This window comes from Streptomyces sp. NPDC056835, from assembly GCF_042789485.1.
Lineage (GTDB): Bacteria > Actinomycetota > Actinomycetes > Streptomycetales > Streptomycetaceae > Streptomyces.
Map to the genome: position 1 here is coordinate 96,091 of NZ_JBHUBB010000026.1, position 24,702 is coordinate 120,792.

At 67.1% G+C, this 24,702-nt stretch carries 25 protein-coding genes; 11 read left to right on the forward strand and 14 right to left on the reverse strand.

Annotated elements, in window-relative coordinates; genetic code table 11:
- Window positions 1-3: 3 nt before the first annotated feature.
- On the forward strand, window positions 4-1,734 hold the full coding sequence (locus ACFRMN_RS27140; RefSeq protein WP_383023818.1) for a relaxase/mobilization nuclease domain-containing protein: 1,731 nt from the start codon (window positions 4-6) through the stop codon (window positions 1,732-1,734).
- Here the strand turns inward: ACFRMN_RS27140 and ACFRMN_RS27145 are convergent.
- The gene (locus ACFRMN_RS27145) at window positions 1,722-2,159 is read right to left on the reverse strand and encodes an NUDIX hydrolase (RefSeq protein WP_383023821.1); all 438 of its coding nucleotides are present in this window, start codon (window positions 2,157-2,159) and stop codon (window positions 1,722-1,724) included. The two genes, ACFRMN_RS27140 and ACFRMN_RS27145, sit on opposite strands and share 13 nt — an antisense overlap.
- Before the next feature lie 68 nt (window positions 2,160-2,227).
- On the opposite strand from ACFRMN_RS27145, the gene ACFRMN_RS27150 reads away from it, so the two are divergent.
- The gene (locus tag ACFRMN_RS27150) at window positions 2,228-3,091 is read left to right on the forward strand and encodes a hypothetical protein (RefSeq protein WP_383023824.1); all 864 of its coding nucleotides are present in this window, start codon (window positions 2,228-2,230) and stop codon (window positions 3,089-3,091) included.
- Here ACFRMN_RS27150 and ACFRMN_RS27155 read toward each other — a convergent pair.
- The 8 genes from ACFRMN_RS27155 to ACFRMN_RS27190 all read right to left on the reverse strand — a co-directional run bounded on the left by ACFRMN_RS27155 (window position 3,079) and on the right by ACFRMN_RS27190 (window position 9,388).
- On the reverse strand, window positions 3,079-3,939 hold the full coding sequence (locus ACFRMN_RS27155; protein ID WP_383023827.1) for an aldo/keto reductase: 861 nt from the start codon (window positions 3,937-3,939) through the stop codon (window positions 3,079-3,081). The genes ACFRMN_RS27150 and ACFRMN_RS27155 overlap by 13 nt on opposite strands.
- Entirely contained in the window at window positions 3,873-5,084 is a 1,212-nt protein-coding gene (locus tag ACFRMN_RS27160) for a JmjC domain-containing protein (RefSeq protein ID WP_383023830.1), read from the reverse strand. The genes ACFRMN_RS27155 and ACFRMN_RS27160 overlap by 67 nt, the downstream gene beginning before the upstream one ends.
- An 82-nt stretch (window positions 5,085-5,166) precedes the next feature.
- Window positions 5,167-5,328, reverse strand: a complete 162-nt coding sequence (locus ACFRMN_RS27165; RefSeq protein WP_383023833.1) for a hypothetical protein — start codon at window positions 5,326-5,328, stop codon at window positions 5,167-5,169.
- A 544-nt stretch (window positions 5,329-5,872) separates the two neighbouring features.
- Window positions 5,873-6,460 (reverse strand): class IV adenylate cyclase, encoded by a 588-nt coding sequence (locus ACFRMN_RS27170; RefSeq protein ID WP_383023836.1) that lies wholly within the window; start codon window positions 6,458-6,460, stop codon window positions 5,873-5,875.
- Between the two features lie 21 nt (window positions 6,461-6,481).
- Window positions 6,482-7,135 carry an SAM-dependent methyltransferase gene (locus ACFRMN_RS27175; RefSeq protein ID WP_383023839.1) on the reverse strand — a complete coding sequence of 218 codons (654 nt, stop codon included), beginning with the start codon at window positions 7,133-7,135 and terminating at the stop codon, window positions 6,482-6,484.
- The gene (locus ACFRMN_RS27180; RefSeq protein ID WP_383023842.1) at window positions 7,053-7,625 is read right to left on the reverse strand and encodes a hypothetical protein; all 573 of its coding nucleotides are present in this window, start codon (window positions 7,623-7,625) and stop codon (window positions 7,053-7,055) included. Before ACFRMN_RS27180 ends, ACFRMN_RS27175 begins: the two co-directional genes overlap by 83 nt.
- 61 nt (window positions 7,626-7,686) lie before the next feature.
- Window positions 7,687-8,589 (reverse strand): radical SAM protein, encoded by a 903-nt coding sequence (locus ACFRMN_RS27185; protein ID WP_383023845.1) that lies wholly within the window; start codon window positions 8,587-8,589, stop codon window positions 7,687-7,689.
- 106 nt (window positions 8,590-8,695) lie between these two features.
- Window positions 8,696-9,388: an HAD family hydrolase gene (locus ACFRMN_RS27190; RefSeq protein ID WP_383023848.1), complete on the reverse strand. Its 693-nt coding sequence runs from the start codon at window positions 9,386-9,388 to the stop codon at window positions 8,696-8,698.
- 97 nt (window positions 9,389-9,485) lie between these two features.
- Between ACFRMN_RS27190 and ACFRMN_RS27195 the strand changes: the two genes are divergently transcribed.
- Window positions 9,486-10,259 carry an XRE family transcriptional regulator gene (locus ACFRMN_RS27195; RefSeq protein WP_383023851.1) on the forward strand — a complete coding sequence of 258 codons (774 nt, stop codon included), beginning with the start codon at window positions 9,486-9,488 and terminating at the stop codon, window positions 10,257-10,259.
- Window positions 10,246-10,713 (forward strand): NUDIX hydrolase, encoded by a 468-nt coding sequence (locus ACFRMN_RS27200; RefSeq protein WP_383023854.1) that lies wholly within the window; start codon window positions 10,246-10,248, stop codon window positions 10,711-10,713. Before ACFRMN_RS27195 ends, ACFRMN_RS27200 begins: the two co-directional genes overlap by 14 nt.
- Here ACFRMN_RS27200 and ACFRMN_RS27205 read toward each other — a convergent pair.
- Window positions 10,701-11,264: an HD domain-containing protein gene (locus ACFRMN_RS27205; protein WP_383023857.1), complete on the reverse strand. Its 564-nt coding sequence runs from the start codon at window positions 11,262-11,264 to the stop codon at window positions 10,701-10,703. The two genes, ACFRMN_RS27200 and ACFRMN_RS27205, sit on opposite strands and share 13 nt — an antisense overlap.
- A gap of 373 nt (window positions 11,265-11,637) precedes the next feature.
- On the opposite strand from ACFRMN_RS27205, the gene ACFRMN_RS27210 reads away from it, so the two are divergent.
- The 5 genes from ACFRMN_RS27210 (at window position 11,638) to ACFRMN_RS27230 (ending at window position 16,918) form a co-directional block, all read left to right on the forward strand.
- Window positions 11,638-12,282, forward strand: a complete 645-nt coding sequence (locus tag ACFRMN_RS27210) for a Crp/Fnr family transcriptional regulator (protein WP_383023860.1) — start codon at window positions 11,638-11,640, stop codon at window positions 12,280-12,282.
- A gap of 220 nt (window positions 12,283-12,502) precedes the next feature.
- Window positions 12,503-13,411: a hypothetical protein gene (locus tag ACFRMN_RS27215; protein WP_383023862.1), complete on the forward strand. Its 909-nt coding sequence runs from the start codon at window positions 12,503-12,505 to the stop codon at window positions 13,409-13,411.
- A gap of 113 nt (window positions 13,412-13,524) precedes the next feature.
- Window positions 13,525-15,492: a hypothetical protein gene (locus tag ACFRMN_RS27220; RefSeq protein ID WP_383023865.1), complete on the forward strand. Its 1,968-nt coding sequence runs from the start codon at window positions 13,525-13,527 to the stop codon at window positions 15,490-15,492.
- Window positions 15,489-16,397, forward strand: a complete 909-nt coding sequence (locus ACFRMN_RS27225; RefSeq protein ID WP_383023868.1) for a hypothetical protein — start codon at window positions 15,489-15,491, stop codon at window positions 16,395-16,397. Before ACFRMN_RS27220 ends, ACFRMN_RS27225 begins: the two co-directional genes overlap by 4 nt.
- Window positions 16,398-16,453: 56 nt before the next feature.
- Window positions 16,454-16,918 carry a Pycsar system effector family protein gene (locus ACFRMN_RS27230; RefSeq protein WP_383023871.1) on the forward strand — a complete coding sequence of 155 codons (465 nt, stop codon included), beginning with the start codon at window positions 16,454-16,456 and terminating at the stop codon, window positions 16,916-16,918.
- 1,793 nt (window positions 16,919-18,711) lie between these two features.
- Here ACFRMN_RS27230 and ACFRMN_RS27235 read toward each other — a convergent pair.
- Complete coding sequence (locus ACFRMN_RS27235; RefSeq protein WP_383023874.1) at window positions 18,712-19,404, reverse strand: hypothetical protein; 693 nt, start codon at window positions 19,402-19,404, stop codon at window positions 18,712-18,714.
- Between the two features lie 722 nt (window positions 19,405-20,126).
- Between ACFRMN_RS27235 and ACFRMN_RS27240 the strand changes: the two genes are divergently transcribed.
- Both ACFRMN_RS27240 and ACFRMN_RS27245 read left to right on the forward strand, forming a co-directional pair.
- Complete coding sequence (locus ACFRMN_RS27240; protein WP_383023877.1) at window positions 20,127-20,927, forward strand: hypothetical protein; 801 nt, start codon at window positions 20,127-20,129, stop codon at window positions 20,925-20,927.
- 125 nt (window positions 20,928-21,052) lie between these two features.
- Window positions 21,053-22,204 (forward strand): 7-cyano-7-deazaguanine synthase, encoded by a 1,152-nt coding sequence (locus tag ACFRMN_RS27245; RefSeq protein WP_383023879.1) that lies wholly within the window; start codon window positions 21,053-21,055, stop codon window positions 22,202-22,204.
- Window positions 22,205-22,313: 109 nt separating this feature from the next.
- Here the strand turns inward: ACFRMN_RS27245 and ACFRMN_RS27250 are convergent, their stop codons facing one another.
- The 3 genes from ACFRMN_RS27250 to ACFRMN_RS27260 form a co-directional block, all read right to left on the reverse strand.
- Window positions 22,314-22,847 (reverse strand): tyrosine-type recombinase/integrase, encoded by a 534-nt coding sequence (locus ACFRMN_RS27250; RefSeq protein ID WP_383023882.1) that lies wholly within the window; start codon window positions 22,845-22,847, stop codon window positions 22,314-22,316.
- Between the two features lie 302 nt (window positions 22,848-23,149).
- Window positions 23,150-23,497: a hypothetical protein gene (locus ACFRMN_RS27255; protein WP_383023885.1), complete on the reverse strand. Its 348-nt coding sequence runs from the start codon at window positions 23,495-23,497 to the stop codon at window positions 23,150-23,152.
- A gap of 331 nt (window positions 23,498-23,828) precedes the next feature.
- The gene (locus ACFRMN_RS27260) at window positions 23,829-24,692 is read right to left on the reverse strand and encodes an immunity 49 family protein (protein ID WP_383023888.1); all 864 of its coding nucleotides are present in this window, start codon (window positions 24,690-24,692) and stop codon (window positions 23,829-23,831) included.
- Between the last annotated feature and the right edge of the window lie 10 nt (window positions 24,693-24,702).

Here is a 24,702-nt window from a genome sequence, read left to right on the forward strand (position 1 = left end):
ACCGTGATCGCCGCCATCAAACCGTCCGGGGCAAACACCCGTGGCCTGCTCGCCTACCTCTACGGCCCCGGCCGCCACGACGAACACCTCGACCCGCACATCGTCGCCGGATTCGCGATGCTCGCCATGCCCGACCCCGGCCGCGACGAAAACGCGACCCTGACCGCACTCGGCCGCCACCTCGACGCGCCGGTCCGCCTGCGCAACAGCGAGTTCGGCAAACCGGTCACCGACCACGTCTGGCACTGCCCGGTCCGCGCCGCCCCCGAAGACCGCCACCTCTCCGACGCCGAGTGGGGCGAGATCGCCCAGCGCATCGTCGAAGCCGCCGGAATCACCCCCGCCGGAGACGATCTGGGATGCCGCTGGATCGCCGTACGCCACGCCGACGACCACATCCACATCCTCGCCACCACTGTTCGTGAGGACGGCCGCCGTCCCAAGCTGCACGACAGCGGTCTCCGCGTTGGCAACGCCTGCCGGCAGATCGAGAAGGACTACGGCCTTCGGCAACTGAAGAATGGCGACCGCACCGGCACCCGCCGCCCCACCCAGGCCGAGATGCACAAGGCCGAACGCCTCGGCTGGGAACAGACCAGCAGGCAATGGCTCCAGGACCGCATCCGCGCCGCCATCCCCCACGCCACCACAGCCGAGGAACTCCTCGCCTACCTCGAAGCCGACGACATCCCGGTCAAGCCACGGCGCGGCCCGTCCGGAGACCTCCTCGGCTACGCGGCCGGACGCCCCGGCGACCTCGGCAAGAACGGCGAACAGATCTTCCACCCCGGCGGGAAGATCGCCCCCGACCTGTCCCTGCCCCAACTAAAAGCCCGCCTGGAAACCACCGCGCCCGAGGAACACCCCACCGCCCGCCGCACCCGGCCCAGCACCCCCTGGCACCAAGCTACCGACGCCCTCGACACCTTCCGCACCGAAACCGCGACCGACGACAACACGCGTGACGCGCGGGCGCAGGCCCACATCACCGCCCTCGGCGAACTCATCGAAGCCACCGCCCAGAACGCCCCCGCCGACCTACGCGATCAACTACGGGCCGCCAGTCAGGCGTACGCCCACGCGCAGCGCTCCCAGATACGGGCAGACGACCGCACCGCCCACACCCTGCGGACCGCCGCACGCGACATCGCCGCCACCGCGACAGGCCCCGACGGCAGCGCCCTCGCCGCGCTCGTCGCCGCCATGCTCTGGGCCGCCATCCTCGCCACACGCTGGCACGACGCCAAGGGCCACGGCCACCAGGCCGACGCCGCCCGCCAAACCATCCAGCACCTCCAGACCGCCGCCGACCATGCCCTCAACCCCACCCTCACCGAACTCGAAGCCCGCCTACCCAGGGAAGACGCCCGCCGCACCCTCGCCCGCGACGTACACACCGCCGTCCCCGAACACGCCCAACGCATCCTCACCGACCCCGCCTGGCCGGCCCTCGCCACCGTCCTCGCCGACGCCGAAGCCCGAGGCCACCACCCCCACCAGCTCCTCAAGGAAGCCGCCGCTCAACGCGAACTGACCTCAGCCCGCCAACCCGCCCGCGTTCTGATCACCCGCATCCACCACACCAGCCGCAACCCCGCACCCAACCGCCGCGCCGAAGCCGCTCGCCTCCGCTCGACCGTGACGTCCGCGGTCGCCGCGCAGCAGGTCCGAGAACCACAGCCTCCAGCGGCAATCACGACGCCCACCAAACAACAGCACAGTCAGCGCCGATAGACCCCGTCAGAACCGCAGGGGAGCGTGGCGTCGAGGTAGTGCTGCACCGGCTCGAAGAGTCCGTACGGGACGTACTGGGGAATCTCAGCGTGGGTCACCCAAGCGAGCTCGGCCAGTTCGTCGGCGTCCGCAACGTGTGCAGCGCCGCCCAGCACCTCGCAGGCCGTATAGGACATCAGCCGATCCGTTGCCGGGTGGATGCGCTCGCCGAGCAGCTTCACGGCTCCCACGACTAGGCCGGTCTCCTCCTGGGTTTCCCTCACGGCGGCATCTTCACGGGCCTCGCCGAGCTCGACCTCTCCGGCGGGGAATTGCCAAGAAAGCTTGCCCTCGCTAACCCGACGTCGTACCAGGAGCACGCGCCCCTCGTGCACCACGATGGCTGCGGCGATGCCCGGCCGCTCGTCAGACTTCTGCTGCGTCACTTCCGCTCCTTCTGGGACTCGCACGAGCCGTTTCTTGCTAGTTTCGTTCAGTCGCAAATGGAGGTCCAGTGCCGTCTTCCCCGTCCGCTACACGCCAAGTCGACCTGCGAGTTGAGCCGGTCGATGACGTACTCACCCAGGTTGAGCGTGCCTTCCAGACTTCGTTGGACCTGGGGACGCTGGTACGTAAACGGCGCTCGCTCGGTGCGCGTACCGACCGTGGCACGTGGGTGCGGATCGAACGGCGCCGAATCGATAAGATCGGTGGCCAGGGCTGGAACGGGACCGAATGCGCTGCCCTGCTGGATGGGGTGGCCAGGCCCCAGTGGCACCGGGGTACGGCTTGGCGCGAGCCCGATGATGGCGTGATGTGGCGGGCCGACGAGACGGACCTCCTGCCAGGAGCGCCGATCGGCAGCAGCGTTCTGGCCACCGATCCCCACCTGCCGGACGAGTGGTGGCAGGCCCTGAATACGTCGTTGGACGCGCTGGCCGTGCAGCACACGAGGCGCGTGGCCACCCCGGACACCGTCACGATCACCCAGAGCGGTGTTGCTGAGGCGATCAAGCCGTTCCTCCCCGTCGGAATCGACACGGCGTTGAAGTTGAAGCAGTGGCGGCCCGCGCACGCGGACCTCAACTGGGCGAACATGACCGGACCGCAGTTCTGCCTGTTCGACTGGGAGGACTGGGGCATGGCCCCTCAAGGTCTGGACGCGGCGTCGTTGTGGGGGAACTCCCTCGCCGTCCCGGCGCTGGCCGATCGAGTCCGTCACGAGCGACGCCACGATCTGGAGAGCCGGGACGGCAAGCTGATGACCTTGTTCGTCTGCGCGAAGCTCCTGGCCCCGGACGCCCACCCCGAGGACCCTCGCCTCGAACTGGCGCGCGACATGGCGGCACGGGTGGCGAAGGATCTTCAGAAGGGCTGACGGCCCGCCCGTTCGCGGAGGAGCTGCCGGTATGTACGGACGTTCCTGGTGTCAGCCTCGTACCGTAGGGCGTCGACCAGTTCCCGCAGGTGGGAGGGGTTATCCGTACCGACGGCGATCCTTCCCACCCTCGGTAGCCAGAACGCGGTGCGGAATGCGGCCTGTAGGGACGAGAGGCCGTCATCAGAGTCCTGGATGAACACCTGTGGGTCGAGCTCGCCCCACAGCGGATCTATGGCCTTGCCCCCGAACGGGCTCATACCCCAGAGCTGGCCCTCGCCGAGGCCCCACTGAGCTGCCAGGGATTCGGACGCTTCCAGGACGTCGATCCCTGCGAGGAGGCCCCCGCGAACCATGAGCGCGTCGGGCCTAGGCATGGTGCCGACAGCGAGTTCGGGCAGCGGACGGGGATCCCAGGAGGAGATGCCCCAGGCTCCACACAACCCCGCTGCCGCGGCTGCCTCCAGGGCCGCACACGCCATGCCCAGAGCATCCTGCGCAGCGTCCGGTGAGCCGGTGAGAGAACGCTCAGGGTTATGCAGAAACATCAGGTCCGGCGCGCGGCCCAGGTCGCGGTTCGTCTGCTCCATGGCTTCCCGGAGCCGGCCTGGGTCGAGGGAGTGCTCGACCTGTCCGTCGGCAGGGAAGAAGCCGACCTTGGTGGAGAGCGTGAAGCGGGGAAGAAGATCGCTTCCGACGTCCGCCAGGGCGACGTGGGCTGAGAAACCACGGTAGTTGAAGCTGGTGTCGATCGCGTCGATCCCAAGTTCCAGCGCGCTCGTCAGGATCCGGCGCTCGTAACGAGATCGGTGTAGCCCGAGAACAATTCGGGGGTCAGACTCGCGCACAGCTCCTCCTCCACCAAGATCTTCGCCAGTGCCTCCACCTCGGCGCCCACCGCGCGGGCGGCCTCGTCCAGCCGCACGGGGTGGCCGCTCAGGAGCATGCGGAGCCCCGGCAGAGCCCTGCCCGCGAACGTGAGCTTCTTGCCCGCTGCCACCACGACAACGGTCCCCCCGACCTCTCTGATCAGGGGTGGGAACTCGCTGACACACGCCACGGCCTCCAAAGGGCCGAAGATGTCGAGAAAGGGAACGTGCCTGCCGGGAGGAGCTTCCTGCTCGCGGAGCCTGAGGAACTCCGCCGGGTCGCGGGAGTCGATGAGGCGAGATGCGGCGGTGGCCAGCAGCAAGTGCTGGGCCTGTTGTTCGTCGGGGCTGCCCCAGCGGTCGAGGTCGTGGCGGAACACCTCTTCTTGGCGGGACCAGTCGGCGAGCCAGTTCAGCCAGCTCACCGCGGTGCGCTTGGCGAAGCCGAAGGTCACGTGGGTGCTGTGGCCGCCGCCCTGGCCCGCACGGGTGGCCGCGTGCCAGTAGCCGCGGGGAATGTGCATCACATCGCCGGCCTTCATGGTGCCGGTCCACACGATCTCTTCGCTGGCAGTGTCGTTCCGCTCGGCGTCCCGGAACATGGGCACGGGACGAGAGGCGCCGCGTACCTCCCACTGCTTCTCGCCGGCCAACTGCACGATGAGGACGTCGTGATCGTCCCAATGCAGGTCGAAGCCGGACGCGTCGTTCGTGGTCAGGTAGACGTTCGCTTGGACGTGCTCCCGGGACCACCACTGCATTGCCCGGCAGACCGCCTCCATCGTGGGATCGAAGACGTTCGACTGGTCCAGGACCAGCGTCGCGCCCTCCCGCAGCAGGCTGCCCAAGCGGCGCATGTCCGCCATCGGTATCGCCTGTCCCCGGGGTGTGACCTGACGGTCGAGGTACGCGTCCGGGTGTAGCTCCTCACCGCCTTTGAAGAAACGGAACTGGGGGTTGGCGAGGCTCCGGCGCATGATCACGTCGAGCACGCGCGGAGGCGTGAGCAGCCGTGCCAGGACCTCGGGGTCCTTGAGGTTTCCCCGGGCGAACGCCTTACCGAGCGGGCCTGGACCATCCCACCCGAGTGCCTCTTCGACGGCACGAACCAATCGATGCTCCATGAGCTGTTCCCTTCCTTGTGCCAGATCGGATGTGGGAGGCGGAGGGACCGCGTGCGCAGCCCCTCCGCCAGAGGACTGGCGGCTACGCCGCGTGATTCAGCCCGTCACCCCCGGGCCAGGGGCCATCACCCGAGCCGCCCTGCCCCGGGTCGGAGGCGCTGCTGTCGTGCCGGTCGTGGACGCTCGCGAGGACTTCCACGGCGACCACCAGACCCTCCTCGACGGAGGGTGTCGTGTCTCCCACTTCGTGCTCCTTCCTCTACCGATCTCCCGCCGGTGCGGCGGGGAGTCTGTGGCGTACGGAGGTGCTGGTACTGCGGTTGTGGGCCGCCCCGGTGGCTGCAGGCGTGTACGCATTGGGCGGGAATAAAGGGCTGGCTCGTCGTGTCGGAGGCAGCGCTCAACGACGGCGCAGGAATCCGCCTGGCGCCCGGTGCTTGCCTCCGTGCCGGCCAGCAGACGACTCCGATTCAGAGGGACCACCGGGTTGCGCCGACCGAGCCGGCTCATCGTGGAGAAGGATGGATTGCCAGACCTGGTCCTGCAGTTCCCGGATGCAGGGGCCGCAGGCGTACATAGCCGCCTGGGCACCGGCCACGCTCACAGGACCGATCCACAGGACACGAGTCCATTCCTGGCCGCAGTAGAGCCAGCAGTATCCGTCCACCCACTTGTTGCCGTCGTCGGTGTCCGCCGGTGCGGGCAGGCCACCTCGGGCGAATTCGGCGATCCCTGGTATCAACCGTGGCGTCACGGCCAGTTCAACATGCACAGCTTGGCCCTCAAGGTCACTCGCCCTGGACGGCCACCCGGGCCTGCCCCTTCTTGTGGGCGTCGGCAAAGAGGAGGGTGGGCTCGGCCAGGATGTCGCGACCGGATTCGCTCTTGTAGATCTCGTCGACGCTGCCGAACCGGGCTTCCGAATAGTCGAGGTCGAGCAGAGTCGCTGCCTGCCGGACCGACGCCTCGTCGGGTCCTTCGATCTCGACGAACGTGGGGAGATCCGGCCAGGTGTCGAAGTCGAAGGCAACCTCGCCCAGGCGCCACTCCTCGCGGTAGTTCTCCTGGAAGCGGGCCTCGCGCAAGCCGAGTTTACGAAGGATCTCGGCCATGGCGTGCAGATCCGAGACCTCGGTCTCGATCTCAGTGGTGCCGTCGATGGTGGTGGGGTCGGTGACTTGCTTCAACGTGAGCGTGGACCGAGTGGCCTCATCCCTCAGGCGGATCCAGGCACCACCTTCAAGGGCGTCGTTCTCGAAGATTTTGCGGGTGAGGAGGGTGCGCGGGAACGCCTGGGTTGCGCCGAGGGCAGTCAGCCTGGCCTGGAGGTCGTCTACGTCGACGGCGAGGAACTTCGCCTCATACTCGTGCTTCATGAGTCCTTCTTCCCTGTGTCTCTAGGAGGGGGTGGACGCACGGGCGGCAAGGAAAAGGCCCATGCGGTGGGTATGGTCCTGCAACTGCCCGACATGGGCCCGCTCGGTGAACTCATTTGTCCGCAGGGTGAGCAGGACATCCCAGTCTCCGATGAAGTAGCGCTGGAGCCTCTCAGGCGACGTGTAGTGCTCAAGCATGTGATGCCGCTGCTCGATGGGCATCATGAACTCCGCGCCGAGCAAACCACCAGGCCGGACCAGGCACTGCATGCGGTCGACGAACTCACCAAGGGGGCGGCGGTGGTTGGCACCGTAATGCCATGAGCAGCTCGTCCAGGCTGCGTCACTGGTTGTGCCCAAGGGCTCGGATGCGAGGAAGTCCTCCTCTACGACCTGCACCTGGTCAGCGAGCCCTTCGAGCTTCAGCCGCTCGATCAGCCCCATCGCATGGCCGGTTTTGTCACCCGGAAGTTGGACCTCGCCGCCGTGAAGGGCGAGCGAATCGCGTTCGATGGCGACGACGTGATAGCCGGCGGAGACCAGCGGCAGGATGAGCCTGCCATCGCTCGCGCCGATGACCGTAACGGTGGAGTCAGGCTCTGCACGCTCCTTCAGAGCGGCGAGGAACTGCGGGAAGAAGGTGAGGGTGTGCCGCCACATGCTCGGTGTCTGCACTGGGCTGCTCTCCTTGGGCGTTGATGGCGAGGACTGTCTGGAGCACCTCGTCGGGCTTGAGTCCAGTGGTGTTCACGCGGTGCATCGGGAACGAGGCGTAGGCATCGGCGATTTGATCGGCGGCGGTCTCAGCGAGTGCGTCCCAGCGGGACACGGGCTTCTCCCGCATGGTGAGGCGGCGCTGGCGCTCACCTTCCGCGCAAACCAGGTGATAAGTGATGGGATGCGGTAGATCGGACGGCAGGGTCACACCAAGGCCAGTCCCAAATGCCCGGTGATTGGCCAGGCAGCGGGCGAAGTAGCTCTCCACGACGACCGGGGTGCCGACGGACAGGTATCGCTGAATATGGTCAGCCGCACTGAACAAGGCCGAGAGGTAGAAGGACATCCGGGCGTCGACATTCCCTCGGAGGTCCACCTCGTGCCGCAGCGCTTGATAGATGGGCGGCACGGTCGGGACCAGCACAGCGCCGCGGGCTGCTGCGAGCATGGGTGCGAGGGTCGACTTACCAGTGCCGCGGAGTCCTTCGAGGCTCTCGAACGGTGCCTGGTCAGACACGGCCGTACACCACGTCCGGTACCGCGAGAGCGAGTTCGTCGGTGACGGAGGGGCGGTGGGTGATGTGGTCAGCGAGCTTGTCGTACCAGAAGGCGTGCGAGTCCCGGCCAACCGCCTTGCAGGACATGGTGAGTGCGCCGCGCGGATCGGCCTCGATCCGCTCGATCTGCGTCGGGCCACCTGCAGGAGCACAGATCCCCGGGGCGCCATGCTCGGACAAGTCCTCGTCAACAATCACTTCGATGGTCAGCTCGGCGGTCTGCAGCTGTTCACGCAGGCGGATGTAGGCGGCAGAATCGGTGACGAGGAGCTCGGGGTGATCTGCCGCGTTGCCGACCGGCCGGAGGCAGTGAAGCTTCAACTGCTCGACCCCATAGTGCTGCAGGGTGCGCGCCAGAGGCAGCACCTCGTCGATGTTCCGAGCGGTGACCGTCAGGGTCGCACCGGTGCGGACACCGAGTCCCCGAGCGATGTCGAGTGCGCTCAGCGCACTCTCGTAGCTCCCGAACTTGCGGATGTGATCGTTGGTCGAGCCGATGCCCTCCAGCGATACCCGCAGCAGGTCCAGATCGGGAGCGATCTCGGTGAGCCGGCGCTCGATCCGATAGCCGTTGGTGCAGATCTCTACCTGCATGCCCAGATCCTGCTTGGCGTACCGAACGACCTGGGCGAGGTCCTTGTAGGCGAACGGCTCGCCGCCCAGCAGAGTGACAGCCTCAGTGCCGTATTGCTCACGCATGAGCGTGAGGAGGTTGATCGCCTCGTCTGCGGTGAAGGCATCGGCGTGCTGGAGCCTCTTGCCATGGAAGCAGTGCAGACACTCGAAGTTGCAGCGGTACAAAAGCTGCAGGTACAGCATCCGGATCCTGCGGATCCCGGTGACTTCCCCGATCACGTGGGTCTCCTTGGGGCAGTTGCCTGGTGGGGACCTGATGCTCGCGGAATGAGGAAGGACCGCATCACCGCGTATCCGGACGACACGGGGACGTCCTGGGACGTTTTCAGTGCGCCGAGAAGGTCTCCAGGATCCCGAGAACACGCGCGGTGTCCGTCAAGTTCGGGAGCACTACCTGGGCGCCGGCAGCGGCCAACTCTTCGACGCTGTGGACGCCAGAGGCGACCGCGATGATCCCGGAGTTCGTGGCGAGCGCAGCCTCAACATCCCTCGGGGTATCCCCTACGAGCACGACAGGCACGCCATCCCGCACGCCCCGGAGGCGTTGGGCACGCTCTTGGGCAACAGCGACCAAGCCCGGACGCTGGAGAGCGTCAGCCCCGTAAGCGCCAACAGGCAGATCCAGCAGGGGATCAAGACCGAAGGCCGATACCTTCACGCGTGCGTTGGCCGCGATATTGCCGGTGAGGACCGAGGACACCCAGTCATCCTGTGCCGAGGCTTCCTTCAAGACGTCACGCACGCCGGGCAGGGCCGTTCCGCGCCGGCTGAGTTCGTGGAAGCGTTCCTCCCCTGCGCCGGCGAGAGCAGCCTCGACAGCAGCCCAGTCCGGCTCGGCCAGACCGTTCCGCTGGAACATGTCGCGCATGATCAGACGATCTGTACGGCCTTCTGTCCGCGCCGGTTCGGCCGGACCGGTTCCCGCCAGCGCCGTAAAGGCAGCCGCGTAGATCTCCTTACTCACTCCGGCATTCTCGATGAGCGTGTGGTCGATGTCCCACAGAACGATGAGCTCCATACGACCAGCGTAAATACCCTGCTCCAAGCCTCAGCTCCTGAGGAACGTCCCATAACGTCCTTGCCCGCTCCTGGCCACCTCGGCTTGTATGGCGGCTGTGAACGAGCGACTGCACTCCGTACTTGCCCAGCGGGGCGTCTCGCCAGAGTCACTCGCTGAAGTCTGCGAGGTGGATCCCAAGACCGTCGGTCGGTGGCTCGGTGGGCGCGTTCCCCATCCGCGCCACCGATTCCGCGCCGCCCAGCACTTGCGGGTGGAGGAGCTGTTCCTGTGGCCAGCCCCGGTGCCGAGTGCCGGACAGCCCACTCCCGGGTCAGGTTTGGAGCTGGTCGGGACCTACCAGAACCGGGCCAGCGTTCCGCGGGACATGTGGCTCTCGCTGCTGAAGGGAGCCCAGGAGCAGATCAGTGTCCTCGTCTTCTCCGGCACGTTCTTCGCCCAATCCAACCCCCACGTTGCCAAGATGCTTGCCGAGCGGGCGGCAGACGGGGTTCAAGTACGGCTCTGCTTCGGTGACTCAAGTGCACGAGCTGTGGCTGTCCGCGGCCACGAAGAGGGCATCGGCGACACGCTTGCCGCCAAGATCCGCGCCTCCCTGACCTACTACCGGCCCTTATTGTCCAAGGCAGGCTGCGAGGTCAGGCTGCACGACACCACCCTTTACACCTCCCTGTTCCGCTATGACGACGACCTGCTGATCAACCCGCATATCTGGGGCCAGCCGGCCAGTGCCAACCCTCTGCTCCATCTCAAGAGAGTTGACGGTGCAGGATGGTTCGACAACTACGCTCAGAGTTTCGAAGCTGTCTGGGCCGGCGCGCGGCCCTGGACGCCAGACCAGGAGGGGCCCTCGTCACATGGGCAGGACTGAGTACTACAACGACCCCAAGGCCCCCAAGGCGAACACTCTCATTCCCGCCAACAACCTGCTCGTCGTCGACGACAGAGGCGCCATCCTTCTCCAGCGCCGTCGAGACACAGGTCAATGGGCCTTGCCGGGTGGCGCCCAGGACATTGGAGAGACGGCGGCACAATGCGCGGTGCGCGAGTGCCTGGAAGAGACCGGCATCATCGCCGAGGTCACCGGCTTCCTGGGGGTCTACACGAACCCCAACCACATCGTGGCCTACACCGACGGTGAGATCCGCCAGCAGTACGAGAACACCTACATCGGCCGCCCCGTCGGCGGCGAGCCCACCATCAACGACGAAGCCGACGGCGTCCGCTACGTCCAGCCATCCGACCTGGACCAGTACGACATCCACCCCAGCATGCGCCAGCAGATCGGCGACTACCTCGCCGGCACCTACCCCTACCTGGGCTGAGCCGCCAACGCCGCTTCCACCCGCCCCACGGCAGCGACGATCTCCGGCGCCGCCCGACGGATGAATCGCCCCACCAGACTGTCAGCGCCATAACGGGCGGTGATCTCGGCCAGTCGAGCCTCGACAGAAGTGACCTCACCATCGGGCGTGGTCGTCATATCGCAGTAGATGAGCGCATCCACAAGCCGCTGGTCGCCGAGCAGCGGAAACTCGGCCTCCAGCACCTCCCGCAATCCACGCTCCTCAGCTTCCAGCAACGCCAACGAATGGTTCGCCACCAACCGAACCAGCCGGTCGTCCGCAGCATGGACGTCACGAAGAAATCGAGCGCCGTCCAGAGGATGAAATCCAGTGACGGCCAGCCGCGGAGCGTAGCCCACATCGTGCAACACAGCCGCAGATGCCAGCAGCTCCGCGTCGTCTCCCAGAACAACGGCCAGCTCGACCGCGCGCCGCGCGACCCCTTGCGAGTGCGCCCATCGACGAGGAAGCGGCTCACTCAACTCCGCCTCGGCTACCGTGCAAGCCCACTTCGCCATTGCTCCGTTCATGGGTTGGTACTTGCCCAGGTACAGCCCGGCACAGTCTCGCCCGGCTCGGCAGGCGTCACCTCGATGACGCGCTCGGACTTTTCCCAGAGGGAGATCGCGGTGCGCAGCAGGAAGCGGGGGGACCAAACTCGTCCGTTACAGCGTGCGAAGCGATATCCGCTAACAGCATCCCACCAGCCGTCAGTCTGTTCGACACTCGCCCGCACATGTGCCTGCGTGGTGGCGTGCGGGCTGCAGCCGTTCTAGGACAAGGTCGCCCAACTCTCGGCGGAGCGGTCGGGCCAGGCGTAGAACTCATGAGGCTAGGCGGGGCTGCAGAGGTCGCGTACGGGGCAAGGCCGGGCCTGTACATGGTTGACGGGGAAGGCGACGAGTGCTGTCGGACGAGACATGGCGCGAACTACTGGGGCAGGGGGCTACCCGCACTTTTCGCGAACGTAGCGTGATGCTGAGACAGGGCTCTGCGGGAACGCATCTGCTCGCTCTCACCGACGGCCTTGCCAAGGTCGTGTGCCGGGAACCGGGCGGAGCCGTGACCTGGCTGGCCTTCCGGGGGCCGGGCGACCTGTTGGGTGAGGTGTCCGTCTTCAACAGCACCGCGCGTACGGCGGAAGTGGTCTCACTCACCCCCTGCACGGCTGTCGTGCTCGAGGCAGAACGGTTCCGCCGATTCGTCGAACAGCGTGGGCTCGTCATGGACTTGATGCGCCAGGCCCTCTCCCGACTGCGGGAGTCCGACGCACACCGCACAGAATTGCTGACCCTGCCGTTGGTCGTCCGGCTGGCGCGGGCGCTCCTACGACTGGCCGAACTCACCGCGCCCGGAGCCGAATCGGATGTCATACGACTGACCGGCCTGAGCCAGGAGGAGATCGCCCAGGCGATCGGTGTGACCCGCAACGCCGCCATCACAGGGCTGCAACGGCTGCGGGAGTCCGGCGCGGTCGAGACGGCCCGCAGAGCGATCGTCATCAAGGACATGAAGGTGCTGCGCGACTGGGCGACGACCGCCTCGTAAACCGCGCCGGTGATGGCCTTCTCCCCGTCCCGAATGAATGAAAGCGGTTCACCCCAAGGGCGGGCCCCTTCGCCTGAGTACGCCGACGCTGTGACATGGGACACCCGCGAAGCGCCCTCCACTGTGCAGTCGGACGGACGGAACCGACAGAACCTCGAAGCAGTCGGCCACCGGCTTCGTCACCGTCCCGCCCATCCCGCCGTTCATGAGGAGATCACGCATGTCCACGCCCGTACCCGCCCCGTACTCCGAGAGCCGACCGCTGCCTCCCTACCGCGCCCTGTTCGCTGTCGACGCGAAGGACTTCACGGGCCTCCCCGCCGTGCAGCACGGGCCGGTCAGCCAATTGATCCCCGAACTGGTCGACCAGGCGCTGGAGCAGGCCGGGCTTGACGAGCTGCGTGACTCCAAGAGGTTTCCGGCCAATACCGGGGACGGTGTCGTGTTCGGCTTCGACCCGGCGTTGCTGCCCTTCGTTCTCTGGCCGTTCCTCGGCGTGCTGGACGACATCCTCGGTGCCTACAACAGGCAGTGTGTGGGCCCCCGCATCCGGCTCCGGGCCAGTGTCCATGTCGGACCGTTGCCGGATGCGGATGGTCCCGGCGACGGCAACGGCACCGCCCGCAACGACACGCACCGGCTGCTGGACTCCCGTCCGGTCAAAGCCATCCTGGCGGCGGCGAGCGAGCAGGTCACCCACCTGGCAGCGGTCATCTCTCAACGCGTCTACGAGGACGTCGTGCTCGGCGCGTACACCGGACTGCACCCCGACCGCTGTGTGGAGGTGCCGGCCACCGTGGAGGGGAAGAACTTCTCGCAGCGGGCCTGGCTGTACGTCCCGTCGCCGTCCGGAAACCTCGTACAGGCAGGTGTACGGCCGCGCGAGGAATCCGAAACACAGAGCAGCGAATCCGCCGATCAGGAGCAGGACCCGGTGACGCGGCCCGGTACGCACTACAGCGGCAACACTCAGCACGTGGGCGAGGGCGCCGCCGTGATGGGGAACGTCGGAAGGGACATCACGTACACCGGCGGTTCCACCTCGTACCGCGGCACCAACCAGCACTGGGGCAGCGGCGACAACGTGACGGGCGACAAGCAGGTAGGCGGAGCCGGAGACAACCGGTGAGCGCCGAAGCTGGCGCAGATCCGGGCCCAACCGGTCCGGAGGCCGACGGTCGAACAGAGGCACGGGACTCGTACCGGGACAACCAACAGCGGCTGGGCCAAGGCGCGCAAGTCATGGGCGGAGTCGGCGGCAACCTCACCGTGATCAACGCAGCCACGCTCGACGAGACCGTCGCGGACCTCATCATCCCGCCACGACTGCGGGAAGGTCCCTACCCCGCGGACGATGTCCGCGCCCGATTGCGCGGATTTGTCGAACCACCCACCTATGCGCGGTGCCGCAAGGTGCTGGACAGCCACATTCTGGTGCTGAGGGCCGGCAGTGGGGCGGGCGCAAGCACGGCCGCGTTCGCATTGCTCGCGGAGCGGTACGGAGCCGACGGCATCATCGGCCTGGACTCACCGGACGACCTCTCGCGCTGGCGCCCGACGGAGGGGCGCGGCTATCTGCTCCAGGGGTTGTCACCGGCGGCCGCCACCTCCCTCGGCGAAGTCGTGCTCACCGCGCTGGCCGGGCTGCTGCTTCGATCGGGCGCCCATCTGGTCGTCACCGTACGGACGGAGACGGCGCTACCCGGCGACACGGTGCCCTGGCAGGTCGTGCACCGCCCGCCGCCGCCAACCGAGGTGGCCTCGAAGCGCCTGAAGACCATGGCGGAGGCGGGCGAACTCGCACCTGAGCAAGGCGCTGACGCGCTGGGACACCTCGCCTCCGCAGACTTCGCCGATTATCTACACGCCCATCCGCTGCCACAGGACGGTGTCGAGGTGGCGGAGGGACTGCGTGATCTCGTCGTGTCGGGGAAGCCATCCGCATCCGTACTCGAAGATCTGCGGACCGGCAGTCCCGCGGCGGCCCGCACGGCGCTGGCAAAAGCGAGCCACCGAGCCGACAGCCTCTCCCTGATGGCGGCGATCTCGCTGCTCTCCGAACAGGACCGTACGGTCCTTGAGAAGTTCAGCGCGATTCTGCGCCCCCACATCGAGGAACGCGGTGGCCCGGCACCGATCACAGCCCGAGGACCGGAGCTCATCGATACGCACGGACCGGTCATGGAGGGGCCGCAGATGCGGCGTGACCTTCTCGGGCCATCCTTCGAGGAACGGCTGGAGGCTGTCGGCGCACGTCCGATGCCAACCCGTTTCGGGGCGGGGCAGCGCTATCCGGTCCAGCCGGTCGTCTTCTCCGGTCGGCACCGGTCGGACACCCTGCTCCGGTGCCTGTGGCTGGACTACGAGGGCATGGCCGACCTGCTGTGGAAGACCTTGGACGAGACTCCCCACCGCTCCGGCGTCGAACTGGCGGCAGGCCGGGCGATCGGAAAGGTACTGACCCACGCGACCGGCCCGGACACACTGCGCCAGTTGTACTTCTTCGCCGCCTCGGACAAGCGCTGGCGCCGCCGTCTGGTGGCCTACGCGCTCGGGGAAATGGTCCAGTCCCCCTCCCTCACCGGCGCGGTGCGGGATCAGCTACGCCAGTGGAGCCGGTCCGCCGACGTTTCCCTCCGCTGCACCGTGGCAGAGACCTGCGCGGGCAGCTACGGCCTTGCCCGCCCCGCCGTCGCCCTGAAACTTCTGGACGCCGTGCTCGACAAACCGGACAAGGGCCTGGATGGCGGATTGCGTACCGCGGTGTCCTTCGCCCTCAGCACCCTTCTCTCGGAGGACGCCAACCACACCCTCGTCCTCGACCGCCTGCGGGAGTGGCAGGGGGCCGATCCGGGCACACCGCGTCACGCCCTGGCCGTTCACGTCATCGAATCGATGAGCCTGGCGGCCTTCCCCCGGCCCGGCGCGCCGGGTGCACGGCGTGTGCGTCTCGCCGACCTGCTTGTGGACCACCCCGAGTGGACGTTCGGCCTCGTGGTCGCGGCCCTGGACGATCCCGCAACGCACGAAGCGACGGCGACGGGCCTGTCCCGGATCGAGAGCGACCCGGCCCTGCGACACCACACCGCCTTCCCGCACTTCCTAGCCGCGCTCTCCGACACGGCCCGGAGCCACCGGGGCGTCCTGCGATTCGTCCTGCGCCGCCATCGTGTCCGTACGGCCGCCTCAGTAGAAGGGTTCGCCTCATGACCGGTCCGCTCATCACACCTCTGAACTCGTCGCCGGCCTGGCAGCTGTTCCGCCTCCACTTCGGTTCCCCGGAGGACCGGGCCCTGGTGTTCCTCGCAGACGGCGGGGAAGACGGAATGGTGCCGCCTCGCGGCGGCGACCACTGGGGCTATCCGCGGCCGAAAGCGCGCGAGGTGCGTCAGGGGAACTTCTTCGACATCGTGTGGGTCTCGCTCGCGGAACGGCGGATCTCGGTCGACATCCCACGCCGGCCGCCGAAAGCCCCTGCCCGTTACGGGGTCGCCTGGCGGATCAGCAACCCGGTCGTCGCGGCGAGGAACCGGATCACCGAGGAACAGGCCCGGCACCTGGTGGTCAACCACATCAGCGAGAACGCCACCCTGCCCGACGCCGCCGATCCGCTGCGGAAGCCGCCACCCCAGTTCGGTACGACCGAGATCGAACCGCCCGGCCAGCCACAACCGATCGACGGCTCCGGCCTCACGTACTGGTTCCTGGACCCGCCGGCCGCACTCCTCCCCACCCCCGGCACCGGTGCGGAACCCGCCCTCCCGTCAGGCTTCGGCGAAGCCCACCGTGAGGCGTACCGCTTCTACCGGGAGGTGGTCGCGGGCGGTCCCGTCGGCCTGGCCGCCCTCTGGCTCCTGCACCAGCCGGAACAGGCAAAGGACGTGCTCGACTGGACGGTGACCCACCGCAATCTCCTCTCCGACAAGGACAGTTGGGAACACACCCTCGCAGCGACGCTTCAGTCGTTGGCACCGGAGGACCGGGGCTTCGTCGGAGTCAACCTGGCACGTGTCCTCAGCGACATCGGGATCCCGCAGGGCGACGAAATTCTGCGCCGGATCGGCCACGCCGACGGAGCCGGGGACTGGAACGGATCGTACGAGGATCCCCGGTGACCCCCCGCCTGCGTTTCGCCCGCCGTCTGCCGGACAGGGGCGCACCGGAAGAAGTGGTGGCACTGTCTCGGGAGCTGATCGCCCAGAACCAGATCGAGATAGGCCGGGCGGACGGCAAGGCCGCTGTCCTGCTCGCCACCGCAGGATCGCTGCTCGGACTCCTCCTTATCCACCGCCCGCCCGGCACCTTCTGGCCCCACCCACTGTGGTGGACAGCGACGGTCACCACGACCGTGGCCCTGCTGTTTCTCCTGGCGGCGCTGCTGCCCCGTCACGGACCGAGAATCAGGGAGAGCTCCCGCGTCCTCGCCTACTACGAGGACGTGTTCCGGGCGGAGAAGCATGCGGAATTGTCGTCCAGACTCCTGCTGAGCAGCTCCGACCCGCACCCCCGCCTGTCCCACGCCCTGACCGGAACCAGACGCATCGCCCGCACCAAGAACAGATGCGTGCACGCCGCCGTTCTCATGCTGCTGCCAGCGGTCACGACCGTGAGCGTGGCGCTGCTCTCCGGCTCCTGAGGCACTACGGAGCGACTGGCTGGCAGCGGCGCCCCGCAACCGGAGAGCAGGCCGCCGACCATTCACAGCCACGGGACAGCCCTTGATCTCCGCGCTGGAGCAGCATTGCGCTGTCCAGCCAGACAGCACAAGGGCCGCTGCAGGACGGCACGGGCGCCCAACGCGCGCACTTCGCTGCTCGAAGTCCGGAGGCAGCCATCCTCTGCTCAGCAGCCGCGGATGGGCGGGGAAGGCGGTGAGCGCATCCAGGGCGAAGATGGGGGACGCCCACGGTGTGTGCACTCGGACCGTGCTGTACCGGGGTCCTTGGTGGGGTCGACTGTGGTGGCGCCACGCACGTGGTCGTGGGTGACGTCCAGCGGGCGGACCTCGCCGGTCGGGGTCTTGAGGTGGTGCAGGGTCACTGCTGGGTCGCCTGCCTGGTGATGAACAGGAAGCTGCCTGCGCCGACGAGCGGCTGAAGCAACGGGTCGCCCGGGCGCATCTCTGACCAGAGGGGCGGCGGCTCCCGAGCACGACTACGATGCCGTCGTGCTCGGGACCGTCGTTGGACGCGTCGCGACGGCTCCCTTGTCTTTCTGCTGCGCTTATGGCCTCCCGCGAGGGCACCTTGGCAGTTCGCCGAGCGCCGCCTGTTCGCCGTCTTCCAGCCCACGACGCCGCACCATCAAGACTCGCACGATAAACGGCCGACGACCCGAACACCATTATCGGCCTGTTGGACGAGGGCTGAACGCCTCCAGCGGTTCTCCTGCATATCGCAGCTACCCGAAGCAGGTTGAGCACGTGCGGCGCACAACTCACCTGACCAACAACGCTGTTCGAACGCCACCAGCCCCGCACTCTGAGTGCAAGGTCATGAGTTCGACAGTCTGACAAAACGCCAAAATGACGGGTTCGCGGCGTTAGACTCCCCGGGCGAGGGCGGCTAGCCACGGACAAGACGGAGGACAAAGATGAGCGCGAGCGGAACCCGCACTTGCTCTTGGTGCGGTGAGGGAGGGCACGACAAGCGGTCGTGTGACGTCTCTCCCAACGCTGGGAAGTGCAGCGTGTGTCAGTACCACGGGCACGACAAACGCAACTGTCCGAGCAAGTGAACGCAGAGCAGTAGAGCCCCTGCCACATCGCCTTGGCTTCTAGTGGTTGTCGCAACACACAAGCTCAGGGGCGGCGATGGACTTCGAGGTCCGGAAGGTTCGCGAAGCTCACGGCCCGTTGAAGTTGCGGCGGAAGCGGAGAAAATACTTCCGGCTCATGCAACAGGGCTACAGGGCTACAGGGCTACAGGGCTACAGCAACAAAGAGGGTGTCTCGACTGGTGGGCGTCAATATACGGACCGGCCACGAGTGGCACAGCGGCCGGACGGATACGAACAGGTTCCGGGCGTCTACTCAGTCCGAGCGGGATCCCGGACCGTCCATCCAGGCTGGCGTCGGAAGCGCTGTCCGCACCCGGCGCCCTTCCGCGTCGGCCATGTCGCTGCCGTCCCAAGAGAGTTCCGGCTTCCCGGCTTCCGCGCGCTTCTCGTGCTCCTCCTCCGCAAATACGGTGCAGCATGGGAAGTAGCTAGCCCTCTCGGACTGCAGCTGGCATACCCCCCTGTCGCAAGCAGCGCGAGAGCCGTCGGTTCGTTCGCAACCGTTGCGCATCTCGCACACGGGCCTTCATGCGAGCTCGATCCACTCATCGCCGACATCGTGGACCCACATAGGCAGGTGGCAGCGGGAACGTCACCGGCGGGCGACATCCTGCCCGAGCCGTCACCGACGCACACCGGGAATTGGGTGGATCACTGGGGCGCAGCAAGTGTGGCGGCGGGGCGGCACGGCCGACCGAAGCGGGCACATTTCTGCTCGAACCCTGGGGGAAGCCATCCTCCGCTCAGCAGACGAGGATGTGCGGGAAACGCGGTGATGGCGGCGACAGCGAAGGCGAGGGACGCCCATGGTGTGTGCACCATCGTCGTCACCTGCTGGCCACGGGTACTGACGAAGCTTGTCTGGAACGTAGCCACGCTCACGAGCTCGATCGTGCTCAGGGCCTTCCACTCAAGGTCAAGTCCGCTTGTGCTGCTCGCAAAGTGCAGCTTCTGACGGGTGATCGTCACCTCTCCCGGGCCGTCGACCATCCATCGCGGTTGGGCGTCACGTGCCGCCTGGCGCCGCCGGGCGGAATTGCCGACTGCGGAACCCAGAAGACTTCCGATGACGAATGCGGGATTGCCGACGGCGACGACACTGTTGTGCTGGTACCGCCCGTTGCCCGGGGCTCGCCAGGTCGAACGCTTACCGGGGCCGACAGCAAGGGCACGGTCGTCACGCTCCAGTCTCGCTGTCGTGGCAATCAACGGACGGCGAGCCAGACCGCCTGCAAGGAGATCCGCGACGATCTCGCACGAGTGCCACAGATGGTCATCCAGGGATGACCACGCCGGGGTGTTCACGTTCCCTGGAGGCGGCGCGAAGGGGTTGGCCTCTGTCACTCTGGCGGGTCCATTTCCCGAGGGCACTTGATCACTTCAGTGCGATCGAGAGTACCCAGGAGGCTCCTCAGTCGGCAGGAAATTTGAGGATCTCGCCACCATGGCTGATCTTCGTGTTCGGCGATACGAGAGCGCCAACACGCACTCGTACCTCTTGGCCGGTACCGGCAACATTGGCCGCCAGGCCGCCCTTCCTGGTCTCATTCCTGGTCTCATTCACCCTCGTTCGGCCCCATCCGGGCGGGGCCACCCTGAGCGCTCCGCCACAGCTCAGGACGCCCCTGGCCGCCGCCGTACGCCCAGACGAACATTTGGAAAGCGTGTTGGGGGCAACCCCTCACGAGTTCGAATCTCGTATCCTCCGCCATTGCTCTCACCGGGCAATACGTCGAAGGGCCCCACCGGTCGCGGTGGAGCCCTTCGACGTTCGTGGTTGCAGTTTTAGTTGCAGTTGCCGAGATCATCCGACGGGCGGCTGCTGGTCCGCCCTGGTCCAGAGGAGTTCGCCGACCTTGTCGGCTGTGTCCTTGAGGACGCGGTCGGTCAGGTGTTGATACCGGCGGCGCATCCGGGCCGACTCAGGGACGCCGAGGGTCGGCGGGAACGGCCGAGATGCGCCCCGGGAACCGGACACGGGAGTGGCCGAGTCGCGTTCTATCTGTGCGCTTGCCTTCCTGCTCCCATAGCAAGGGAACGCCATCAAGCCGGAGGGGTTGGTTGGCATGGGCACATCCACGCGTTGGCGGGGCCCGGGCGGCCAGTCAGGCATCGCCGCCGACTGGAGCCACGCAAGCAGACGGCTCTCCAGATGGGACAGCGAAGGTCCGCAGGCCGAGCGACTGCTCGATGAGATCTTCGATGACTACCTGGATGTACTGCACCGGACCATGCGCGAAGACCAGTCCGCTTTCGGCCTCGTCGACGCCGCGACCGAGGCCGGCTACCGCCTCGCCGACGCGATGGCCGCGCTGGCTGACGACGGCCCTGACGGTCTGAAGGACGCGGACGACTTTCTGACCCGTTTCACCAACGAAGTGGGTGGGAACGGCGCCACGATCACCGACGCGGCGATACGACGGGCCGCGACGGACTCTGCCGAGCGGTTCCTGGAGCGGCAGAGCGAAGAACCGGGCGACAGTGAGCGTGCGGGCGGTGGTCTCGCCGGGGATCTGCTGTGCCTGCTGTACCAGTGGTTCTTCGCGGACATCGTGAGCGAGTTCCTGCGGTCGGTCATTGCCGAGAAGGTCAAGCTCGTCGCCCCGGTCCTGCCTGTTCTCGACCCTGGTGATCACATCGCCGACTGGGCCGCCGACAAGGTCCTCTCACTGGTGCCGAATCCCTGCGAGGAGGCGGCTGAACTCGTGGAAAAAGCCAAGTCTGCGGAGTCGGTGGTCGGGGACCCGGTCGGTTCCCTGCCCGAGATCGCCCGGAGTCTGGTCCCCGGCACCGTGGGCAAGGTGCTGGGCCTGGGCGCCGGGGACGTACTGGAACGCCAGGAAGGCGCCGAGGGGGAATCCGCATGACGCCCGCCCATAGCCCCTTCTTCTGGTTTGAGTCCGCCAGGGCGAAGCCGCCCCCCGGGTGGCAGCCTCTGAGCGACCGAAACTACTGGGAAGCGAAGCCCCGCGCCCCACACTGGCAGCCACTCATGGGCTCTGCCCCTCCCTGGGCAGACGACCTGCATCGAATCGGCCGTGCAGTCTTCGCCGCGGACAAGCACGCCCGCCGTGATGGCACCTTCGACCGCTGGACCCGCCACATGCGGCTCTCCGTGCCGGTTGCCGCGTACGAGCGCTGGCTAGCCGCCCGCCCACTCCTTACCTCTCTGCTGCGGACCCTCACCGGTGACCACTGGGAGGTGGAATTCCGCGCCCCCGGCCTGGCCACCAACGTGCCTTTCACCTTCGACCCCGACTCCCGCGCTGCGGAGGTCGCCCTGTTCTCCGGGGGCCTGGACTCACTGAGTTGGGCGGCTCGGCGAGCGACTTTCCGCACATCCGAAGAGCTGCTGCTCATCACCTTCGATGAACAGAACTTCGGGCACCTTCAGGAGTCCGCGTATGCCGGCATCTACCGGCGTCGATCCCGTCCAGTCCGGCGTATCACGCTGAGCCAGACCGTACGCATCCACGACAAGGGACAGGCTGACCCTGAGCGCTCCACCCGGTCCCGCGGCTTCCTCTACGCGGCCACCGCTGTCCGCGCCGCAGCCGCCGAGGGCGCCCCCGTCGCACATATCCCCGAGAACGGCCAGCTCTCCATAAATCCGCCCCTGACCCCCGCTCGTGCCGGAGCCTGCTCCACGCGCTCCGTCCACCCCTGGACACTGCACCTGTTGAACCAGCTGATCGCTGCTGTGGCTGACGGCCCCGTCGTACACGTCTACAACCCGCTCGCCCACCTCACCAAGCGGCAGGTCTGCCACTCCGCCCTCGATGCTGGCCTCGCCCCCGCCGACCTCGCCGCCACCCTGACCTGCGGCACCCCTCCACAGCACCGTCCGTACGGTTCCAACCTCGCCAACTGCGGCCTGTGCTACCCCTGCGTGGTGCGTCGCGCGGGCCTGCTCGACATGGACGACACCCCTTACGAGTCCGACCCCTGGGATCCGCGTCTCAACAGGGACCAAACGGAGCACTGGCGCGCTCTGCTGAACTGGCTCGACGCCCCCTACACACTCCGAGATCTGATCGCCGACACCCCGCTCCCTCCGGGGGCGGATCCGCAGGCCACGCTGGCCGTCATCACGAAGGGACGCGAGGAGCTGTCTACGTTGCGCGAGGGCGAGGGCAGGGCTTGAGGCCGGGCCGATCTCGCACCACAGAGTCTTCGTGATCGCCATGTCGTCGGCCCGGACAGCCACGCTGTCCGGGCCGACGTCGTTATAGCGTCTTTACTGTTTGGGCCGATCAGCCCAACGGAGGGTGCCGGTCCGGCGAGGTCCAGAGCAGTCCGCCGACCTTGGCGGCTGTGTCCTTGAGGACGCGGTCGGTCAGGTGTTGGTATCGGCGGCGCATCCGGGCTGACTGACCGGCCTCCCAGCTCATGATCGCGTCCACGACGGTGTCGGGAACCCCGAGGATCAGCAGGATGGTGCCGGCGGTGTGGCGGGCGTCGTGCAGTCGACCGGCCCTCAGCCCGGCCGCCTCCAGCAGCTCCTTCCACTTATGGTGATCAGTGTTGGGGTTGAGCGGTTCACCGGTCGGCGAAGTGAAGACGTCCCCCTTCTCCACCCACAGGTCGCGGGCGAGGCGGCGTTCCCGCTCCTGCTCGTCCCGGTGCCTCAAGAGAAGCTTCATCAGCTCGTCGGGGACGCCGATGGGCCGCCGTCCGGCGCGGGACTTGGTGTCCTTGGTCTCGCGACGGATGTTGACCTTCTGCGGGCAGTACCCGGGCTTGCGCCCGCGGCACTCACCGCAACCGTGCTGATACCGGCGCCGCAAACGCCCCCGGTGGAACCGCTGCGTTCAGCTGAACCGACTGGGACAGACTGTATCCGCGCCGCGCCGCAGACTGCGAACGCCGTGTTCTGTGACCCTCAAGCGACTGCATCCTGTTGAGCGACCGACTCAGCGATCAGCAGCAGCTGGGTGACCGAACGAGTGCAATATCAGAACCGCACCACGAGATCGCAGTGAATGGGTCGTATCCGACTGCGCCTGCCGATGTCACGTTTCACCAGGCCGCCGCACCGTCATGCAGGCGAGGTAGGCGTTCCAGGCGTCGGGGTCGGCGGGTGTGGGCCTCATGCAGGGATCCCTCCCCTGGGCGTGATGATGTCGGCGAGCAGCAGCATTCTCGCGCGCCGCGCGTCGTCGAACCGTGTCAGGTACTCCCGTACCGGCCGGTACCCCGTGTGGGGTTCCAGAAGTCGGCGGAAGTCGTCGAGTTGGTGTGCGACACGGATCGATCCCAGGGTGGGGCTTGTACTGAGTAGATCGTGACCGACGCTCACCGCAGCGTCGAGGTCCGTCCGGAGCACGTGAATGCCGACGAGGGTGATGCGGCTCAAGGCCAGAGAACGAGCCCGGCCCTCCTCCCCGAGCCGAACCGCATCCTCAGCATGCGTCAGCGCCCGTTCATGCTGCTCCAATCGCGCAGTATCAGCGCCGATTCGCAGGCCAGCGCAGCCGCGTCGAAGGGGCTCAGCCACGGGTGCTCGTAGTCCGCAGAGGCATCGAGCGCGCCAAGAACCTGTTCGAGGGAACGGGCGGCTGGTACGTACTGGGATGCGGCGGCCAGAGCGCGGGCCCGCACGGTGTGTAGGCGAGCCGTCAGCACCGGGATTCTTGGACCCACTGCCGACCAGGACGGAGAGTCGGCGCCCGAACCGCGCCCCGACGTGCCCGACAGCCCGGCCTAACGGCAGATCCTCGCCGCCTTCGCTGAGGCCGATACGCCGCTGCGCGCCTACGACCTGTGCCTCAGGTGGGGAACTCGCCCAGCCAGCCGCGCTGGAGAAGGTGCTTGGGCAGGTACTCGGATTCGACCTCGATCGGGAGCTCCCCATCGTAAGCCAGACAGGCGATGGCCAGTGGGCCGAGGGCGATGGCGCCATCGATGTCCGCCTCCCGGTCCTCGTTCAAGGTCCAGTACGCCCGATGCAGCTTCAGCGCCTCCTCCAGAGCCGGGCTGAAGCCCTCCTCGTTCTTCCGCACGAAGTGATAAAAGAGGTTGATCGGCGGATACATCAGCCCCTGCAACATGTCCTTGGGAGTGATGCGCGCCACAGAAGGATCCGACGCCTGGAGCGCGTCGGTGAGCTTCTCCACCAGCCCCGGACGCCGCTGCCAGTACGTCTGAAGTACATCCACCCAGTGGTAGATGTACTCGTCGTACGACCCCTCCGGCGCACGCAGCCGCTCCAGAGGAATGTCACACAGCCGCGTCATCCGCCGCTGATCACGGCAGACAACCGCCAGCCAGAACGCCGTCAGCCAATTCCCCGCGTCGGCCCTCGGCGCCGGGCCGACGGCGGGGAGGGTCCGCAGCTTCCGGTCAATACGGCATTCGACGGATCCCTCGCTCACCGCCGTCACATCGAACAACGCCGAGCCGAGCTGCATCGCATTGACCACGGCCTCCCACGTCTCCACCGCCGCCGCCCGCGGGTCGACGACGCAGCGGGCACGCACCATGAGGAGAGCGGTATTGAACGTGTCGTCGATCAGGAACGTCGAATTTTCAAGACCGTCTACTTCCTCGGCAAAGTACTCACCCAGCCGCTCCGCGTACCTCTCGGCATCGGGTCCTCCTGGCAAGCCATGGCGGGCAACAACTACGGTCACGGAAGAGTCC

Coding starts and splice junctions, on each gene's coding strand:
- ACFRMN_RS27205 (WP_383023857.1), bottom strand. CDS start 11,264: ATGAACGGAGCAATGGCGAAGTGGGCTTGCACGGTAGCCGAGGCGGAG.
- ACFRMN_RS27240 (WP_383023877.1), top strand. CDS start 20,127: ATGGGCACATCCACGCGTTGGCGGGGCCCGGGCGGCCAGTCAGGCATC.
- ACFRMN_RS27200 (WP_383023854.1), top strand. CDS start 10,246: ATGGGCAGGACTGAGTACTACAACGACCCCAAGGCCCCCAAGGCGAAC.
- ACFRMN_RS27215 (WP_383023862.1), top strand. CDS start 12,503: ATGTCCACGCCCGTACCCGCCCCGTACTCCGAGAGCCGACCGCTGCCT.
- ACFRMN_RS27160 (WP_383023830.1), bottom strand. CDS start 5,084: ATGGAGCATCGATTGGTTCGTGCCGTCGAAGAGGCACTCGGGTGGGAT.
- ACFRMN_RS27190 (WP_383023848.1), bottom strand. CDS start 9,388: ATGGAGCTCATCGTTCTGTGGGACATCGACCACACGCTCATCGAGAAT.
- ACFRMN_RS27180 (WP_383023842.1), bottom strand. CDS start 7,625: ATGCTCGCAGCAGCCCGCGGCGCTGTGCTGGTCCCGACCGTGCCGCCC.
- ACFRMN_RS27220 (WP_383023865.1), top strand. CDS start 13,525: ATGGGCGGAGTCGGCGGCAACCTCACCGTGATCAACGCAGCCACGCTC.
- ACFRMN_RS27225 (WP_383023868.1), top strand. CDS start 15,489: ATGACCGGTCCGCTCATCACACCTCTGAACTCGTCGCCGGCCTGGCAG.
- ACFRMN_RS27170 (WP_383023836.1), bottom strand. CDS start 6,460: ATGAAGCACGAGTATGAGGCGAAGTTCCTCGCCGTCGACGTAGACGAC.
- ACFRMN_RS27245 (WP_383023879.1), top strand. CDS start 21,053: ATGGGCTCTGCCCCTCCCTGGGCAGACGACCTGCATCGAATCGGCCGT.